This is a genomic window from Salipaludibacillus sp. HK11 (assembly GCF_047795645.1).
GTDB lineage: Bacteria > Bacillota > Bacilli > Bacillales > Salisediminibacteriaceae > Salipaludibacillus.
This window is the reverse complement of sequence record NZ_CP181045.1, coordinates 5,137,592-5,154,741: the sequence shown is the minus strand read 5'-3', so window position 1 is coordinate 5,154,741 and position 17,150 is coordinate 5,137,592. Positions and strand designations below refer to the sequence as shown.

The following is a 17,150-nucleotide window of genomic DNA, read 5'->3' as shown; positions in this document are numbered from 1 at the left end:
AATTTGTCTACTTTATTACATTATCATAGTTGTTATATTACATTATCATAGTTGTTATATTACATACCTATGTATTTTGAAAATAGTGTTTTGGCTCTTGATATATCTTCTGTCCCTTGTATAAGTGTTCGACCATCTGGAAACAAGACCATCGTTTCCCCTTCATGAAGATAAACTCTTAAAAGAAACGGCGTTCTCTTCAAATCCTTAACTAATGATCTAAGTTTCTTTTCCGATTCTTCTAGATCTACTGTTCCATTATTAACGATTTGCACTGTATCTCTGCCACACAATGTTGTCACTTGATCTTGATCAGATTCAGTCAAGGTTGGATATTCCTTAAGTTGGCAAGTAGGACATTGCTCATTAGCCTCTCCTAGTTTCATTGAAAAATGATGATTTTTCCAAATATCAAACGTGGTCAGTTCATTAGCGATGTCATCTTGATTATCAGTTAATAACTTCATACATTGAAGTGCCTCAAGGCTTGCTACAATATCTACAACAGGTGAAAGAACGCCAATCGTATCACATGTCTGTCCTGATGAGTCATGTGTAGGGAAAAGGCACCGTAAACAAGATGTTTTACCAGGGATGAATACGGTCCCCATACCTCTTGAACTGACTGCACCGCCATAAATAAATGGTATGTTGTATTTATAAGCTACATCATTAATGAGGTATCTTGTCTGAAAGTTATCGGTTCCATCAACAATCACATCGACACCTTCAATAAATTCTTCAATATTATTAGCAGAAATATCTGCTACGTGGCCTTCAATGGAAATGCTGCTGTTCAGTTTTCTAAGTTTCTTCTCTGCAGCAACAGCTTTAGGAAGAAACTGTTGCACATCCTCTTCATCAAATAATGTTTGTCTTTGCAAGTTGCTTAATTCAACATAATCTCGATCGCAAAAAACAAGGTGGCCTACTCCTGCTCTTGCAAGATGATTTGCGACAACTGTCCCCAAAGCACCCATACCAACAATAAGCACTTTAGAGTTTAACAACTTTTGCTGTCCTTCTTCACCGATTGGTTGAAAAAGCATTTGTCTTGAATAACGCTCCCACGATTTCTCCATTAAACATCACCTTTCACAGTTAAAAGTAAATTCCGATAATTCCGCCAGTAAGAAATGCTGAAAAAGTACAAAAGTGATTTACGATATCATTATTTATCCACTTAAATCCTTTCACAAGCTTCGTTCGCTCTTTGCAGTGATACTGTTTTTCAGTATATCTTTGGCAAGTATCACAATAGTAAAGCGATTGAAGAAAAGCCCCAGCTACTGCATCTATCCACTGTGAAGCAAATCCTACCAAAACAATTAGCAACCATATGAACCATGTGAACGAATCAACTGTAGATAAAAACTGAAACATAATTGCCGTCATAACAATAAAGGTGCTCCCTGCCATCGCACCAGCGTTCCCTCTAAGTGTTGTTCCCCCTGATTGACCTGGAGAAACAATTTCACCGGTAAATACCATTTTTGGTTGAATACTGCTTCGTTTACCAATTGTTGATGCCCATGTATCACTATTAGCAGCTGCTAAACTGGCAACAAAAGCTAAAAACCAACCTGGATTACCGGTAAGAAGAAAGATCAATGATGCTACTGCGGCCCATCCACCATTTGCCACAACTTGTCTCCCATCTCTTGTCTCTCCCTTTTCTTCAAACTCTTCGTGGCGTACACCAGGTATTTTCAATATTCTTCCTAACAAAGTGGAAGACAGAAAGAACCCTGCCAATAATAGAAGCCCATATAAAGAGAAAGCAAAAGTAATAACTCCACCTATGACAAAGCTCGCAACAGCGCCAGAAATATTCAACGCTTTTTTCCTGTATGATATATAAGCTAAGACAGCCACTCCAAGTAGCCATATGAAATCTTGATTAAACTCCACTTTTTATCATCACCTTTGCAAGATTACTGCTTATGTGTTCTTGTTTTTTTAGTTTGTATTTCTTGGTCAGGTGTTAGAATAAAATCAACTGGAATATCATGCCTTTCATGTGGTAGGTCTCTAACTAGTTGGAGTGGATAACATACCGATACGGTAGAAAGCGGGTAAGAAGCTAAAAATCGATCATAATACCCGCCACCTTGACCGATTCGATAGCCTAGTTGGTCAAATACGACCCCAGGAACAATCATCCAATCTATGCTATCCGGTCTATGTATTTGAGACCTAGTTGGATTCGGCTCTTTCAAACCGTAAAAACTGTTTTCCAACTGATCGAAATTTTCAAGTAAATAAAATGTCATCGTTTTATTAGATGAATCGCACTTCGGTACTAAAACCTGTTTTCCTTCTAGCCAAGCTTGTCTAATAATCGATTCTGTAGCAATCTCATTGCCGACAGAAATGGTCACTCCAATCGTATCACTTTTAATCCAATTTTCATGAGAAAATAGTGTCGAATAAATTCTTTGCAAATATCTTTCCTTAACAACTTTCTCTAATGCGGAAATTTCCTTTTTGACTTTTTCTCGCAGGTCGGTTTTACTCACAAAATTCAACTCCATTCTCACAAAACTAACATCTAATTTAGTATTAGAAAACTTGGCTTCGCCAAATCCTTCATAGCGATAGCCTTAGTTTATCTTATACTTTAATCCTTTAGCAAAGGTAAACATTCTTAAAGTATTAAAAAAAAGCAGAAGAGTAATCTTCTGCTTACTTTGTCTCACGGTGTAACGTGTGACGGCCTAGACGCGGGCTATATTTCTTAAGCTCCATACGATCTGGGTTCGTACGTTTATTTTTTGTCGTAATGTAATTACGGTCGCCTGTCTCAGTGCAAGCTAAAGTGACTTGTACGCGCATGTTCTTCCCCTCCAAACTCTATACTAACTCATACTTTAAAAATAATATCAGAGTTTAGAGCTACATTCAAGTGAAAGAAGACTATCATTTAATAATATTTTCACACGTGAACACTAATGAAACATTTTTTCTGCTAAAAGGTCTTTGAAATGCTTGTGACTTTTTTCTAACTCATATAAATGATGGTGATTAATTTCCCAATCATACACATGTGCATGACTATTTGCCGCTACCTTTAATTGGTAACCCATACCAAAACCTTTGCTATCTTGAGATATTGGAGGGTATACGGTTTGAATAGATTCTACTCGTTCGCTTAACTCGACATCCTTTTCATTTGTTTGATATTGTGACGGCCCCCTTTGACTGCTTACGCCTCCAATAAGACTGTACTCATTGTTATGACATATCATCATTGCTTCGTTAGTAGGTGAATAATAGACAAACGGAATTGATATATTATCTAGAACCTTGTACTGAATCAAAATCTGAAAATCAACAGTAGAAGAACTTTCATTATGAATGCATAGTTTTTGTAATGTAGCACAATCAGCTTCACTTGGAAGTCTTAACCATTTTACATTTAATTTACCAATAAATGTCTCAATAAACTGTTTTCCACTTTCTAATCGTATAATAGGTAATGAACTATTATTCATTTTTATAATATACTCTTTGTAATACTTTTTAATCCCTTGCTGTAATCGATTCATCCTTAAAATCTCCTCTCATTTCTTGCTTGTATCCCTATCGTACCGATGTTTGTCCATTTCTACAAGGTGGTGTTTTTGTATTTTCTTGTCATTAATTGCTTAAAACAGAAAACCTTTTAGAGTTCCCTTACGTAACTTAAAATCGATCCAAATTAATTAGGAAGGATCTTAGTTTTATCCACAGAAGAAGTGTTATTTTTTTTATTTATACAACAACTTTAACCTTTAACAATCAAATTAACTTTTAAAATTTACCAATAAAAAGTTTCTATCATACATTCATTCATAATCAAATTCCAATAAGACACTAAAATCTGATATTATAGGGAAGACATAATGTTTTAGTAAGGAGGGCCACATATGGAATGGTTGATTATTAGTTTATTTATTTTATCTGCAATTTTATTTTTTCTATCTTTTTTTCAAAAAAGACCAAATCAAGCACTCGAAAAACAATTGGACAACTTATCGATTCAATTAATGCAAGAAATTTATTATTTAAAAAAGAAAGTTAAGGTTCTTGAAGAAGAATATATGATTGGTGAAAACAGAACGAATACTGAACCTTCTCATCATATTCCGCAGCCACTTAGTCGTGACGATGTTCTGTCTATGCACGAAGAAGGACATTCTGTTGAAGATATTTCTTTAATTACTGATTATCCTGTTGATGAAATCGAAGAATTATTAGCACAATAGTTTAAAAAGCGGAATTACTAAACATTTCGAAACGGAAAGGAGAAGCGTACATGGCTTCTAAAGATACATTTCGCGGGACAGCAGCTGGTTTATTTCTTGCTGGTGCTCTGCTAGCTAGTATTTATTACTTGCAACCTGAAACACTTGCCTTTGAATCAGACCTTGAAGAAAATCAAGAAGATGGTCGTGGAATTTCAAGTTTAGAAGAGCAAGGATATATCATTCTAACTGAGGATGAGCAAAGTAACGAACAAGCACGGAAAGAAGAATTAATATCAGAAAACAAGACGTTAGAGTTGCAAATAGCAGAACTAAAACAGTCTATCGATGATCATGAAGAATTAGATACATCTGAATCTTCAAGCGAGTCCGAAGAAAGCGAAGATACCTATTACAGTATTCTTTCGGTCGAACAAGGGATGACGTCAAAAGATATAAGCAATAGACTGGTAACTTTAAATATTATTGAAAGTGCTCGTCCATTTGAACAAGAACTTTCTGACAAGGGATTAGAAAATCGAATTCAAATTGGGGAGTATACGTTAAATAATAAAATGTCGATTGAGGAAATTATTACTATGATTACTTCCTAAATCAAAATCATAAACACTGTATAACCTCTCAATACTACTGATATCCAATATAGTTTCAGACAACCTTCTATACTATTTCTAATGCATTAGTAAAAAAGGCGTATGAAAAGGCTAGACCTTTTCATACGCCTTTTTTTATGAATCATCTTAGCAATTAATCTGATACGCCATCTCCAACTTCATCAATATCAACGCCGTCTTCTGGCATTTCTGGACCAATACGAGATTCTTTCAATTCAAAATAAGCGTCTAGTGATCCTTCTGCTATTCTCATCGCAACACCAGAACTATCGATATCTGCAGTCCCAGGTACAACAACGGAGATAGCAACTTCAGGATTATCGTAAGGTGCATAACCAACAAACGTTTGATTATTAGCATATTGACCATCTACTGTAACCTGTGCTGTTCCAGTTTTACCAGCGGGATCATAATCTCTGCCTTGAAAATAGCTATTTGCTGTACCTTGGTTGCCACGAATCACTCTGCGAAACCCTTGTTGGACTCTACTCATGTGGTTATCATCAACATCTAAATAGTTCAAAATTTTCGGTTCTATTTGCTGCGAAAGGCCGCCAATTTCATCTTTGGGCATATTAGGTTCCCGAATTTCTTTAACTACTTTTGGGGCAATTCGGTAGCCGTCATTTGCAATTGTCGATACATATTGAGCTAATTGCATTGGAGTATATGTATCAAACTGTCCGAAAGATAAAAATAAATAGTTTTCTGTAATATCCCCCCCATTTATCCCTTTAAATTCGTTTGGAAGGTCAATACCTGTATGGACACCTAACCCAAATTGACTATAGTAAGATCTTAAAATATCATAACCAGAAGAAGCATTTGGTAATTTTCCACCCATGCCATAATTGTAGCCTATAAGCCTCATCGCTACTTCTACCATGTATACATTTGATGACCGTTCCAGAGCTGAAAGATCGTCTACAGGACCAAGATTACTTACAGAACTTATATCCCGCGATCCTTGGAATGAAAGTGGTCTATCTATAATAACTTGCCCCGGTGACATAACTCCGGTATCAAAACCCGCTAACACAGTCGCACCTTTCATAGATGATCCCACTTCATAAGCTTTTTGAAACGTGTCTAAATCGCTACTATTATCATTCTCAGTATTATTTGACATTGAAAGGATATCTCCCGTATTCGGATCCATTATCACTACATAGGCATTCTTATCTCCAATAAACCTAGCAGCACTGCTATTCACTTCCGTTTTAATCACTTCTTCAACATGCTGCTGTAATTCCATATCAAGAGTCAATACAAGGTCATTTCCTCTACTCCCCTGTTTTTCATCAGGATTACTCAACAAATTTCCGTCTGGGTCTACAAAATTATCTCTCTCACCTTTTCTCCCTCTTAAAACCGATTCGTATTGTGCTTCAAGGTAACTTTGTCCAACTTCTTCATTCCGTTCATATCCTTTCGATAAGAAACTATCTAACTCTTCTCTAGGAATAGAACCAACACTTCCAAAGATAGACCTTAAAGTGTCATTATATTGATACACCCTTGTCGAATCACGAATGATATCTATCCCAGGTAAATTATCCATATGTTCCATGATCTGGGCAGCTTCAACGTACTCTACCCCACGCAGTACTTTATGTGGAAGATTGTTGTACCCTCTAATAAATTCTCTCCAAATAAGAAATACTTCTAACTCTTCATCAGTCAATTGATCTAGTTCTTCATCTGTTATTAGCTCCATCCTCTCTGCATGAGCCTCGCTATCAGATAAATCTCTTTCACTAGCTTCTTCTACTGTTAATTTTTCTTGATATTCTTCTTCATTGAGAATCGTCCAGAAATCTTTTCGCTCAGCAACAAAACGTTCTCTCACTTCTTCTATTTCCAGCGGCATTGTTATAAATTCATTTAACTTCCTCGCCGTTTCAACCATTTCTGCTGATGAAGTACGTCGGTTTGTAAAAGTTACCGTAAATAATAGTTCATTTCCAACTAGTGTATTCCCGTATCGATCATAAATCATTCCTCTTGGTGCTTCTACTGGTTGACTAATATTTACCGTTCTTTCGAGTTCCTCTTGAAAGCTTTCTCCTTGAACAATTTGCACAACACCTAAACGGAGAATTAGAGCTGAGAATAGCAAAAATACGAGAAAGAAAAGAATGTTTAACCGAACAGGTAGATGAGGTTTCTGGTGTTTTTTTTCACTCATATGTTATTGATCCTTTCTATAATTAACATTCACGATCATCCATGCTAGAACTTAAGAATAGACACCTTATCCACAAGGTGTCTAAAAAGGTGGCCCGCATGTGCGGTTATCTTCCAGATTTCACGAACCCGCCGTAGGCAGGTGGGTTCCCGCAAAAAAACTTCCAGCTTCCTGAAATACCAGGCTTGCTGTCGGAATTTTAATGTAAGGATCCCGTGTGAATTGGTGTTCGGTTCGAATTAAACTCGAAGTTCACCAACACCGCAGGCATGTATTATTTGTAGATTATTATATCATTAATCAATGGTTTAGAAAAGGAGACTTACGTCACTAAATCATCTTTTTTTCAATGCCGTAAACGTTTCCTTATCAAGAGTTGTTGGTATGTGAATCGACTTAATCCAGCCATAAATACACAAATGACCGATTGCCAATACCACTAATGCTACTGAAATCCCCTTCTCCTCTCCAAATACAAAAATCGATAATAGAAGAAGTAAAATCGATGTAATTCTCCCTGTACCTAAATATAATTCTCTAATAACAATATATTCAATTCTCATTTCTCTAGCCTTCCAACCACTTCCAATCACGTCATATGATAATGACAAATACGGTACGAGCAGTAATGGATAAGCAATAGAAGCGATAACACCATATGTAACTAATCTCGCAAAATTTAAATCAAAAATAATTAAGAATACTGCAACGTATAGAATGAATCCTCCAATGAGAATTGCCTTTTTGCGATGTTTCTTTGATAAAAATCTTCCAATTAAATAGTAACATGCAAAAGCAGTTGCTGAAACAATTAGACCATAGGTTCCAAGAGCAAGTTCACTATCCGTTGAAATAAATACCAAAACAACAATCGTGAAAATAAACGTACCTTCCCTTAATCCTTGGAAAAAGTTCGCCATTAATACTTTCTTCCATGGAGAGTAATCCTTCCTTGATTGAAACACATCATACAAATGATAAGCCCCTTCTGCTGATCGCCGATTTAAAAAGAAACTCAATATCACAGCAGTTAAAAATAAACATAGAGATGAAGCAAAAACAACAGTGTATCCAGTCAGTTCTTCCATGTAGGTGATAACTACTCCTGCAAAAAATGGCCCTACCATACCTCCAAATGAAGTAAGAAGTCCTAAAAATCCATTAAAGAAGTCCCTTGTTTCAGGTTCTGTTATTTCAAATGTTAATACGTTGAAAGACAGCCAATAAAATCCATATCCTATACCCAACAATATTCCTAATAATATAATGTATTTACCAGCTGACTCTCCAAGCGTCAGTACTGTCAAATAAAATATTGACAAAAATATTACACCAAGACGAAGAACAATTACCCTGTCAATTTTTTTTGCCCACATTCCGGCAAGAATAAAAGTCAAAGGTTGCATGATGACAATAAACAGATTGTAAATAGCCAACTTCATAAAATCCTCTGATTGCTTCCATAAATAAACGTTAACAAATGTATTCGACAAGGCAATACTTAACGCATATAGCCCACCAATAACTAATAGTAATTCAATATCTCTATTTAATTCTATATCTCCTACCAAAGCTTTAACCCATTTTCCCATCCAACCAACGCTCCTTTTACTCACACTCAATCTAGTTTGTCACTAGAACAAAAGGATATTCCATTAATTCTTCCATTAGGAGAGAAGTCTCAGCAAATACTTCAAATTGGAAGAAGTGGATATTTTTATTGTGATTTAATGAGCAAGTTAGGAGGGGAGTTTTTTTAAAAGAAGATAAGGTATGCGCTATTCAGCATATCTTCTTTCGCTAGCTTCCTAAGTAAGTTTATGCTTTCTTTCCTAGATTACTTGATTATGATTTTTCTGTAACCACATTAATCAAGGTTCTTATATCAAAATATGTATTTTAATATTCTTTAGCGGTTCTTTCAATTTTACTTATCAACAAAAGTGCCACAAAACCAAATTGGTTTTGTGGCACAATAAAATTATTATTTTGCTGCTGCGTAACGTTTAGCAACTTCATCCCAGTTAATTACATTGAAAAAAGCATCAACATAATCAGGACGCTTATTTTGGTACTTTAAATAGTAAGCATGCTCCCAAACATCTACACCTAGAATACCAGTCTTACCTTCCATAATTGGAGTATCTTGGTTTGGTGTGCTTGTTACTTCAAGCTCCCCGTTATTTACTGCTAGCCATGCCCAACCAGAACCGAATCGAGTTAGAGCAGCATTTTTAAATTCTTCTTTAAATTTGTCAAAGCTACCAAAAGTTTTATCAATAGCTGCGGCTAGTTCACCTGTTGGTGATCCGCCACCGTCTGGAGACATGATTTCCCAAAATAATGTGTGGTTAAAGTGACCTCCACCATTATTGCGTACAGGACCTCGAACGCTCTCAGGTAAACCATCTAGGTTCGTTAATAATTCTTCTAAACTTTTCCCCTCAAGATCACTATGACCTTCAAGAGCACCGTTCAGCTTCGTTATATACGTGTTATGGTGCTTACCATGATGAATTTTCATTGTCTCTTCATCAATGTGTGGTGCTAATGCGTCGTGTGCGTATGGTAGTTCGGGTAAAGAAAATGACATTCATATCTCCTCCTTGATTAATTGTATGTAGGAATTGATGTTTCTCTTATAACAAGAAAATCATCCCACAAAGACACTACCTTTTCCAACATGAGAAATGGGTTATCCTTTTATACTTTTTACATTATCAAATATTCCCTTTGCTTACAAACGATAAACCTCCAATTTCAAAAGAAAGATAGATAATTTCATTTATTCTGATAATCCATTTAAAAAGTTAGGAAAAACTATTTTAATCTATTGTCGTATTACACTTCTGTTTTTTGTAATGGATTAAACGTCATTCTTGGGTTGATCATTTGATTTGGACTTTTTAATTGGAGCATATTTGCTGAGTCTGAAAAATCAATTATTAATTCATTATCATAAACCCATTCTACCCTCTTTTGAATTGCAACTCGAAACGGTTTTGGTTCAGTCTCTATTAATAATTCTTCGCCTGTAAGCTTGTCTTCAGTGATTTCAACAAGATTACTTACTCCGTTAACGACACACCCGCAACCATCAGTATCATATTGTAAAACTAAAATATGACTATTAGTATCTGAAGCTTGCTCTATTATTATTTGTTTAGCCGTATCTGTTATTTTAATTTTCACTTAACACCCTCCTAACGAGATCATTTCTTATAATTATGATGGCTCTCACCAATATAAACAAATTAATTGCTTAAAGAAAATATAAAACGAATAACTGCTACTTAAAATATCAATAAAAAAACTCACTAGCATAAATGCCAATGAGTGGTTAATTGTTAAATGGAGGAGGAAGAGGGATTCGAACCCCCGCGGGCTTTGACACCCCTGTTGGTTTTCAAGACCAATCCCTTCAGCCAGACTTGGGTATTCCTCCTTATTAACTTTAAAAATGGTGGACCCTGTAGGACTCGAACCTACGACCGGACGGTTATGAGCCGTCAGCTCTAACCAACTGAGCTAAGGGTCCTTAAAGAGAACATGATTTATCATGGTAGCGGCGGAGGGGATCGAACCCCCGACCTCACGGGTATGAACCGTACGCTCTAGCCAGCTGAGCTACACCGCCATTAATTTGTTTGGTTAATCAGACAATGAACATCTTACCATGAATAAATAAATTATGTCAATACATTATTTTAGTATTAAATATTAACGCGCTTAAGAGGAAAAAATCTCACTCCAACACATTAATATGGTAATGATATTATTCTTCATCTAGTACTGCCTCTGCAATATTAACTGAATGGTCTCCAATTCTTTCTAAATTACTTATCATATCAACGAATACTATCCCAGCAGAAGCTTCACAGTTCCCCTCATTTAATCTCATAATATGTTTTTTTCGAAGTTGACGCTCCATTTTGTCGATCCGATCTTCCTTGATAACGACTGATCGAGCTGCAAGAATATCGCCATTTTCTAATGCTTTTTCGGCTTCTTCTAATGTTTCTATCGTTAATGCAAACATTTCTCGCAAGTCTTGCATAGCTAACTCTGACATTTTCACTTTGTTTGTTATTTGATACTCAGTCAATTCGATAACATTTTCCATATGATCACCAACACGTTCAATATCTCTGACAGTATCCATCAACATTGAATGTAACCTAGAATCTTCTGCTGTTAGTGAGTTTGTCGAAATTTTCACTAGGTAGTCGGTAATTTTTCTATCAAGGTTATTCACTGCATCTTCAAATTGGTAAGCTAATTCTGCATGTCGCTTATGTTTTGTTTCAACAAATTGTGATGCTTCAACAAGACCTTGCCTGGACAGTTCTGCCATTCGCAACGTTTCTTTTTTGGCTTGACCTAAAGCAATCGAAGAAGATTGCGAAATCAAAACCGGATCTAAGTGTTGCGCTTTGTACCCAATAACCGTTTCAGTACCAGGGATAAACTTTGTAACTACAACCGCCAATAGCGCGACAAAAGGTAGCTGTATTAGCACATTGGACACGTTAAAAATCCCGTGAGCAACAGCAATTGTCATCTCTGGATTTAGAGACATTCGCTCCTGTAAGTAGACCATCATGGAAATGTAAGGGTGAATTACTACCAACACGATGGCTGTGCCAATTAAATTAAAAATAACATGGGATAAAGCAGCCCTTTTTGCAGCAATAGAAGCTCCTAACGAAGCCAATACAGCTGTAATAGTCGTACCAATGTTATCTCCAAATAATACTGGCAATGCCGCATCTAAACCAATTGTACCTTGAGCGAATAATTGCTGCAATAATCCAATTGCTGCTGTTGAACTTTGTACACTTACAGTAAAAATAACACCTATTACAACTCCAAGAATAGGATTTTCACTCATGCTAACTGTCAAGTCAGCGAAAGCTTGTAGATCTCTTAAAGGACGAAGGCCATCCCCCATTAAATTTAGACCATAGAAGAGTGCTCCAAAACCAAAAAACACTTGCCCAAAATTATTTGCTTTTTTATTTTTCAAGAAGAAAATCAAAAAAGTCCCTATCGCGATAATAGGTAAAGCATAATCTGAAATTTTCAATCCGATTATAAACGCGGTAACAGTTGTTCCAATATTAGCCCCCATAATAACACCTATAGATTGACGGAGTGTCATGAAACCTGCATTAACTAGCCCTATAGCAAGAACCGTGGTGCCAGTGCTTGTCTGTAATAGAATAGTAACTACGAGACCTGCTATCACACCCATAACGGGGTTACTCGTAAACTTATCTAATATATCTCTTAACTTATCTCCTGCAACTTTTTGAAGACCATCACCTAAATATTTAATTCCAAATAAAAAGATGGCAAGTCCACCAATAAACATGAACAATAGGTCTCTTAACTCTAATTCCAAAACCTCATCCCCCAGCTTTCGTCATTATTCTCTTATATGTATCACCGTTCTTCATCGTACTTTGTTATTATTAATTATTTGTTAATGAATTGTAAAGATTGTGTTAAGTTTCTAACTATATCTACATATTTACATTATATTAGATTTTTTTTGCAAAATCCTCCATTATTACTGGTCATTTACACTTAAAAATGTAATAGTATTACGTGTAGATCTATTTATAAATTTTCTAGAGGAGTGAAAAAATGAATATCTTTCAACAATTAATAAAAAGTTTACATTCACCAGAAACAATATCGAAATTCCGCTTTCAAAAAATAGGGAAAACAATTCTATATGTTTTCTTTCTAATGCTTGTTGTGTCTATTCCAATGGCGATTTTTATAGGAATCAATGTCACTAATATTTTTAACGATGTAGAAGGTGATGTCATTGACTCTATCCCTGATTTTTCTATTGAGAATGGTGTTCTTCACTCTGATATAGACGAACCCATGATTATAGAGGATGGTGATACAACCATCATTTTCGATTCAACAGGAGAATATCGACTAGAAGACGCTTATCAGTATGACTCCGCACTCTTGTTACTAGAGAGAGAAGCAGCATTTATAGCAGGCGGAACTCCCGACACCATAAGTTACCAAGAATTTGGAGTCAATATTTCAAAGGATCAACTGAATAACTTTGTAAACACGGTAGGTGACCTTCTTCCATTAATCATCTCTTTCATAATTCTATTAGTATATATTTTTACTACAGGAATGAAATTTATAGGTATTTTAGTATTATCGGTAATTACATTATTATTAAAACGTAATAAAGCAGAGCAATTATCTTATCGTCAAGGTTGGGTGTTATCTGCCTATGTCGTTACCCTTCCAACCATTTTATTTGCTATCATCGATTTGATTGGGATAAATATTCCTTTTTCATTAGCAATTTACTGGATTATCGCTACCTTTATGATGATTTCTGTTCTAAAATATGTTCCAAACAATACGAAAGAATCTCCAACAGAACTTTAGTATCGCGAATTCGACGTCAAAAAACGACATTCTAAAAATGAATGTCGTTTTTTGCTGTGAAATCGAAAAAATTTGTAAAAAAAACGTCTTTGCTTAAAAAATATGATATATTATACATATATCTCTTATAACGAACAGAATATGACCAGTAAGTTATATAATGAATACATCGATTTTATTGAGGAGGCCCTTTATGGTAGGTGAACGTGTAAAAAAGTACAGAAAAGAAGCTGGCATGTCATTGACAGAGTTGGCAGAAAAGGCAGGGGTTGCCAAATCCTACTTAAGTGCCTTAGAAAGAAATATTCAAACAAACCCTTCTATTCAATTTCTAGAAAAAATTGCTGGGGTTTTAAAAGTAACGATGAACCAATTATTAAAAGATCATCAAGATGATGGTGATGAGTATGAGTATAATTTAGATAATGAATGGCAAACATTGGTTAAGGAAGCAATGGATTCTGGTGTCTCAAAAGATGAATTTAAAGAATTCTTAGAATTTAATAAGTGGAAAATAAAAAATAAGTAATCACTAAGTCTAAAATAGAATTTATTAACTAATTTCTTCTTAGACTATTATTATGATATTTTTACGTTTTCAGTAAAAACGTAAACGATTATTATTTCCTGTTTTAACTAGATTAACGAGTGATAGCATTAACCATTTTTCGATTGATCCTATCACTCGTATTCCTCTTGGACCAAATGCTTTTGTAATAAAAACTTCGAAAGTCAACAATTATTTACCAATACCCACTGCTATTTTATCTCACATTTTTTCTTTCTACTCTATACGATAGAATGACTCGCAGAACTTATTAATGCTTCAATGCGTTAGCATTTTAAAACAGTTTATCATGAATCAATACACCTAAATAGTTTTCACTCCATAACCTAACTCGATATTTCCCCTCAATTCTCTATTAAAACTCTCTTTGTCCTATTTCGTTCTTTATTAAGAATTTGATTACAGTATAGCCTACAAACTTCAGATTTGAAAAGTCTTAAAATAAACGATTTAACCATTATACAGAACAAATTCGTTCTATATATCGTAAATGCTCTCATATTCTTCCTTTTTCTCTTTTTAAAAACTATCAATTGTGCGTTATAATGAACTGTATGTTTATAAAACGATTTAGAAGGAGGAACTTGGATGATAGGAGATATGATTCGTCATCGGCGAAAGGAAAAGGGATTAACATTATCTGAATTATCTAGAAAGACAGCAGTTTCAAAATCTTATTTAAGCTATTTAGAGCGTAATATGAAAAAAAACCCATCGATAGAAATAGTAAAAAGAATATTTTACACCCTTGACCTTCCTTTATCGTCACTTATGTATCAAGAGAAAATAATTAATGAACTCCCAAACAAGCAAAAACAAAATTCTTTTTAAGGTTTCTCTAACGACATTTTCAGGCAAAGTCTACTTTGTAGTACCACTCCATCTAACGAAAGAAGGATCGCAGAGCAATCTATTCTGCCATCCTTTTTACTTATCCTTTAAGAATGTTTAACTTCGCTAAAGATTAAAGTATAAGATAAACTAAGGCTTACGCCGTGAAAGACTTGGCGACAAGCCAAGTTTTTCTAATTTATATTTCGACTAACGATTCGTTTTGATAAAATAAAAAAAGCAATCAGAATAATTCCAATTGCTTCTTTATTAGTCTATTTTTCTGGAACTACCACGATTCTTGTTCCATCCACTGAAATTATTTTAATATCTTGCTCCTCGTTTAACCACTGGTTGTCAGAGGTGGCACTATACAGTTTTCCATCTATTTCCACTGTACCCGTTGGTCGAAATGGTGTCTTTGTCTTTCCTGTTTTACCGACTAAATCGTGATAATCTTCGTTCATAGAATTATATCCACGTTCACTCGATAATTTATCTTTCAATGTCATTTTTTCCCACATGGTTCGCTTAGGGAATACTTTCGTAAATAAATAAGCAGCTGGTGCAGCTATAATAAATGCCATACCTACTAGAATTCCATATGTTAAATCAGGGGCAGGCAAAGCCAATCCTAGCACCATTAATAAAATTCCGACAGCAGCAATCGTACCATCCGTCGTTACTTTCCCATCAAAAATAATTAGCGTTAACCCTATCAAATACAAGACGACTACTAAGAAACTGTCTCCTGCAGTTAAATGATAAGAAAAATAAATGGCCATAATCACAATACCAATTAAACCAAAAATTCCTTTTGTTCTTACCATTACCTCACCAAATATAAATAATGTACCAATAAAAACCACTAAAAAACCAAATATCGCTTGATCCAAGAATTCCATGAGATTTCCTCCTCTCAAAAACCTATTTCATTACAATTATTGTATCAGATATAGCTAGTATGTTCATAATACGAACGACCATAAGAAAAAGTTTCATAAAATTGCTTTACTACGTTGTGTTTGATATTTTTCAATTTATTTGTCCTAATTTTAATTTTCGAATTAAGTGCTACAATTCAGCCAATCTAGATAAAATAGACAAGGATACACAAAAACGACTTAGATATATCTAAGTCGTTCGTTTGAATAATCAAGGAAAAGATACTTACGAGCTAAACCAACCTCTCATCGTATCAATAACATTATTAAAGAAATCTAATATAGATTGGAAAAAGCTTTGACCTTCTTCACTTCCAATGAAATCTCCTATATTATCCCGAATCGAAGTAATTTGGTTTTGCACTGCATCCCAGTCAATATTTAAGCTTTTCATTCTCTCAAAAAGTGAAATAAGACCATTTAATTCATCTTCAGACAAAGTAATGCCTAGTTCATCAGCAATACGTTCAATCAAATTCCTCATGTCTTCTTCCGTTTCAATATTTTCTTCAGCCATAGCCTCTTTAATTCTAGCCATCAGTTCTGTTGCATCTTCTACACCGTACTTATCACCAAGTTCAGCGGTTTTCACTAGTTCTTCATTTGCAACTTCTTTTTGATCTTCAGGGATTACTGCATCCATCGATGTCTCGTAAGCTTTAATTAGTCCAGTCAATGCTCCAGTCCCAGACACTTCAAAAGGTGCTGTTACATAAATATTCGCATCTTTCACACCCGCTGTAATCAGAGCATTCGCATACATGCCTTCCGATACCCAAGTGATCCGATTGGTTTCTACATCCATCCCTTCGCCTTCCTCAAGCAACGTAATTTTCGAGGAAGAAAGTGCATTGCTCCCAATTACGGAAGCACTAATGTGTTCTCCTAAATACTGATGCTCTTCTTCATTTGAAACTGTTACAACTAGTACTTCATCTTCATTCACATTCATTTCATCCAATAACTCTTCTTTTTGTTGAGGAGATAAGTCTTCTCCTAAGGTTACAATTTCATCACCAACTGCTGCGTCAGCTAAACCTGTCGATGCAAGCAGCATCCAAAAAGCTAGCGTTGCAATCATCATTTTATATCGTTTCTTCATTTCTCAAACCCCTTTTCGTAGAATTCAAAATCAATCCACACTACTAGAAAACACTATACCATACAAAAAAGATAGTGACGAAAGGACTATTTCTTCTTATTCGCATCCAAACAATAACATGTAAGTCTCTGTAATAGTATTTTTTTGAACGGCCTTAATAAATAAGACGTTTTTCATTCTATAAACGTTACAACAATGAATAAAAAGTACTCAAGTGCCAGTGT

Annotated in this window: 17 protein-coding genes, 3 tRNA genes and 1 other RNA gene; 5 read left to right on the top strand and 16 right to left on the bottom strand. The window is 35.1% G+C overall.

Annotated elements, in window-relative coordinates; genetic code table 11:
- Window positions 1-59 precede the first annotated feature (59 nt).
- The 5 genes from ACM26V_RS24510 to ACM26V_RS24490 form a co-directional block, all read right to left on the bottom strand.
- Window positions 60-1,082, bottom strand: coding sequence for a ThiF family adenylyltransferase (locus ACM26V_RS24510; RefSeq protein WP_416149368.1), 1,023 nt, complete (start codon window positions 1,080-1,082; stop codon window positions 60-62).
- A 19-nt stretch (window positions 1,083-1,101) separates the two neighbouring features.
- Window positions 1,102-1,911: a DUF92 domain-containing protein gene (locus ACM26V_RS24505; RefSeq protein WP_416149367.1), complete on the bottom strand. Its 810-nt coding sequence runs from the start codon at window positions 1,909-1,911 to the stop codon at window positions 1,102-1,104.
- 23 nt (window positions 1,912-1,934) lie between these two features.
- Window positions 1,935-2,519 carry a 5-formyltetrahydrofolate cyclo-ligase gene (locus tag ACM26V_RS24500; RefSeq protein ID WP_416149366.1) on the bottom strand — a complete coding sequence of 195 codons (585 nt, stop codon included), beginning with the start codon at window positions 2,517-2,519 and terminating at the stop codon, window positions 1,935-1,937.
- Between the two features lie 166 nt (window positions 2,520-2,685).
- Entirely contained in the window at window positions 2,686-2,835 is a 150-nt protein-coding gene (gene rpmG, locus ACM26V_RS24495; RefSeq protein WP_093047744.1) for a 50S ribosomal protein L33, read from the bottom strand.
- Between the two features lie 113 nt (window positions 2,836-2,948).
- Window positions 2,949-3,548: a hypothetical protein gene (locus ACM26V_RS24490; protein ID WP_416149365.1), complete on the bottom strand. Its 600-nt coding sequence runs from the start codon at window positions 3,546-3,548 to the stop codon at window positions 2,949-2,951.
- 360 nt (window positions 3,549-3,908) lie between these two features.
- On the opposite strand from ACM26V_RS24490, the gene ACM26V_RS24485 reads away from it, so the two are divergent.
- Together ACM26V_RS24485 and ACM26V_RS24480 are read left to right on the top strand one after the other, a co-directional pair.
- Window positions 3,909-4,247, top strand: a complete 339-nt coding sequence (locus ACM26V_RS24485) for a hypothetical protein (protein WP_416149364.1) — start codon at window positions 3,909-3,911, stop codon at window positions 4,245-4,247.
- Between the two features lie 50 nt (window positions 4,248-4,297).
- The gene (locus tag ACM26V_RS24480; RefSeq protein ID WP_416149363.1) at window positions 4,298-4,840 is read left to right on the top strand and encodes a hypothetical protein; all 543 of its coding nucleotides are present in this window, start codon (window positions 4,298-4,300) and stop codon (window positions 4,838-4,840) included.
- A 154-nt stretch (window positions 4,841-4,994) separates the two neighbouring features.
- On the opposite strand, the gene ACM26V_RS24475 is transcribed toward ACM26V_RS24480, so the two are convergent.
- The 9 genes from ACM26V_RS24475 to ACM26V_RS24435 form a co-directional block, all read right to left on the bottom strand.
- Window positions 4,995-7,049 carry a penicillin-binding transpeptidase domain-containing protein gene (locus ACM26V_RS24475; RefSeq protein WP_416149362.1) on the bottom strand — a complete coding sequence of 685 codons (2,055 nt, stop codon included), beginning with the start codon at window positions 7,047-7,049 and terminating at the stop codon, window positions 4,995-4,997.
- Between the two features lie 87 nt (window positions 7,050-7,136).
- A non-coding RNA gene (gene ssrS, locus ACM26V_RS24470) (6S RNA) lies at window positions 7,137-7,322 on the bottom strand.
- Window positions 7,323-7,384: 62 nt separating this feature from the next.
- Entirely contained in the window at window positions 7,385-8,641 is a 1,257-nt protein-coding gene (locus ACM26V_RS24465; RefSeq protein WP_416149361.1) for an MFS transporter, read from the bottom strand.
- Window positions 8,642-9,033: 392 nt separating this feature from the next.
- Entirely contained in the window at window positions 9,034-9,642 is a 609-nt protein-coding gene (locus tag ACM26V_RS24460; RefSeq protein WP_416149360.1) for a superoxide dismutase, read from the bottom strand.
- 248 nt (window positions 9,643-9,890) lie between these two features.
- A complete protein-coding gene (locus ACM26V_RS24455) occupies window positions 9,891-10,241 on the bottom strand; it encodes an iron-sulfur cluster biosynthesis family protein (protein ID WP_416149359.1) in 351 nt (116 codons plus the stop codon).
- A 160-nt stretch (window positions 10,242-10,401) separates the two neighbouring features.
- Window positions 10,402-10,494, bottom strand: a tRNA-Ser gene (locus ACM26V_RS24450).
- A gap of 16 nt (window positions 10,495-10,510) precedes the next feature.
- Window positions 10,511-10,587 (bottom strand) — tRNA-Ile (locus tag ACM26V_RS24445).
- Between the two features lie 22 nt (window positions 10,588-10,609).
- A tRNA-Met gene (locus ACM26V_RS24440) sits at window positions 10,610-10,686 on the bottom strand.
- Window positions 10,687-10,824: 138 nt separating this feature from the next.
- Entirely contained in the window at window positions 10,825-12,423 is a 1,599-nt protein-coding gene (locus ACM26V_RS24435) for a Na/Pi cotransporter family protein (protein ID WP_416151959.1), read from the bottom strand.
- Window positions 12,424-12,698: 275 nt separating this feature from the next.
- Here ACM26V_RS24435 and ACM26V_RS24430 point away from each other — a divergent pair, with 275 nt between their 5' ends.
- From ACM26V_RS24430 to ACM26V_RS24420, 3 genes are all read left to right on the top strand, one after another.
- Window positions 12,699-13,481: a DUF1189 domain-containing protein gene (locus ACM26V_RS24430; RefSeq protein WP_416149358.1), complete on the top strand. Its 783-nt coding sequence runs from the start codon at window positions 12,699-12,701 to the stop codon at window positions 13,479-13,481.
- Window positions 13,482-13,674: 193 nt separating this feature from the next.
- Window positions 13,675-14,010 (top strand): helix-turn-helix domain-containing protein, encoded by a 336-nt coding sequence (locus ACM26V_RS24425; RefSeq protein ID WP_416149357.1) that lies wholly within the window; start codon window positions 13,675-13,677, stop codon window positions 14,008-14,010.
- A gap of 627 nt (window positions 14,011-14,637) precedes the next feature.
- Complete coding sequence (locus ACM26V_RS24420; RefSeq protein WP_416149356.1) at window positions 14,638-14,880, top strand: helix-turn-helix domain-containing protein; 243 nt, start codon at window positions 14,638-14,640, stop codon at window positions 14,878-14,880.
- 275 nt (window positions 14,881-15,155) lie between these two features.
- Here the strand turns inward: ACM26V_RS24420 and ACM26V_RS24415 are convergent, their stop codons facing one another.
- Both ACM26V_RS24415 and ACM26V_RS24410 read right to left on the bottom strand, forming a co-directional pair.
- The gene (locus ACM26V_RS24415) at window positions 15,156-15,785 is read right to left on the bottom strand and encodes an NfeD family protein (RefSeq protein WP_416149355.1); all 630 of its coding nucleotides are present in this window, start codon (window positions 15,783-15,785) and stop codon (window positions 15,156-15,158) included.
- A gap of 265 nt (window positions 15,786-16,050) precedes the next feature.
- Entirely contained in the window at window positions 16,051-16,926 is an 876-nt protein-coding gene (locus ACM26V_RS24410) for a DUF1002 domain-containing protein (RefSeq protein WP_416149354.1), read from the bottom strand.
- Window positions 16,927-17,150 lie beyond the last annotated feature (224 nt).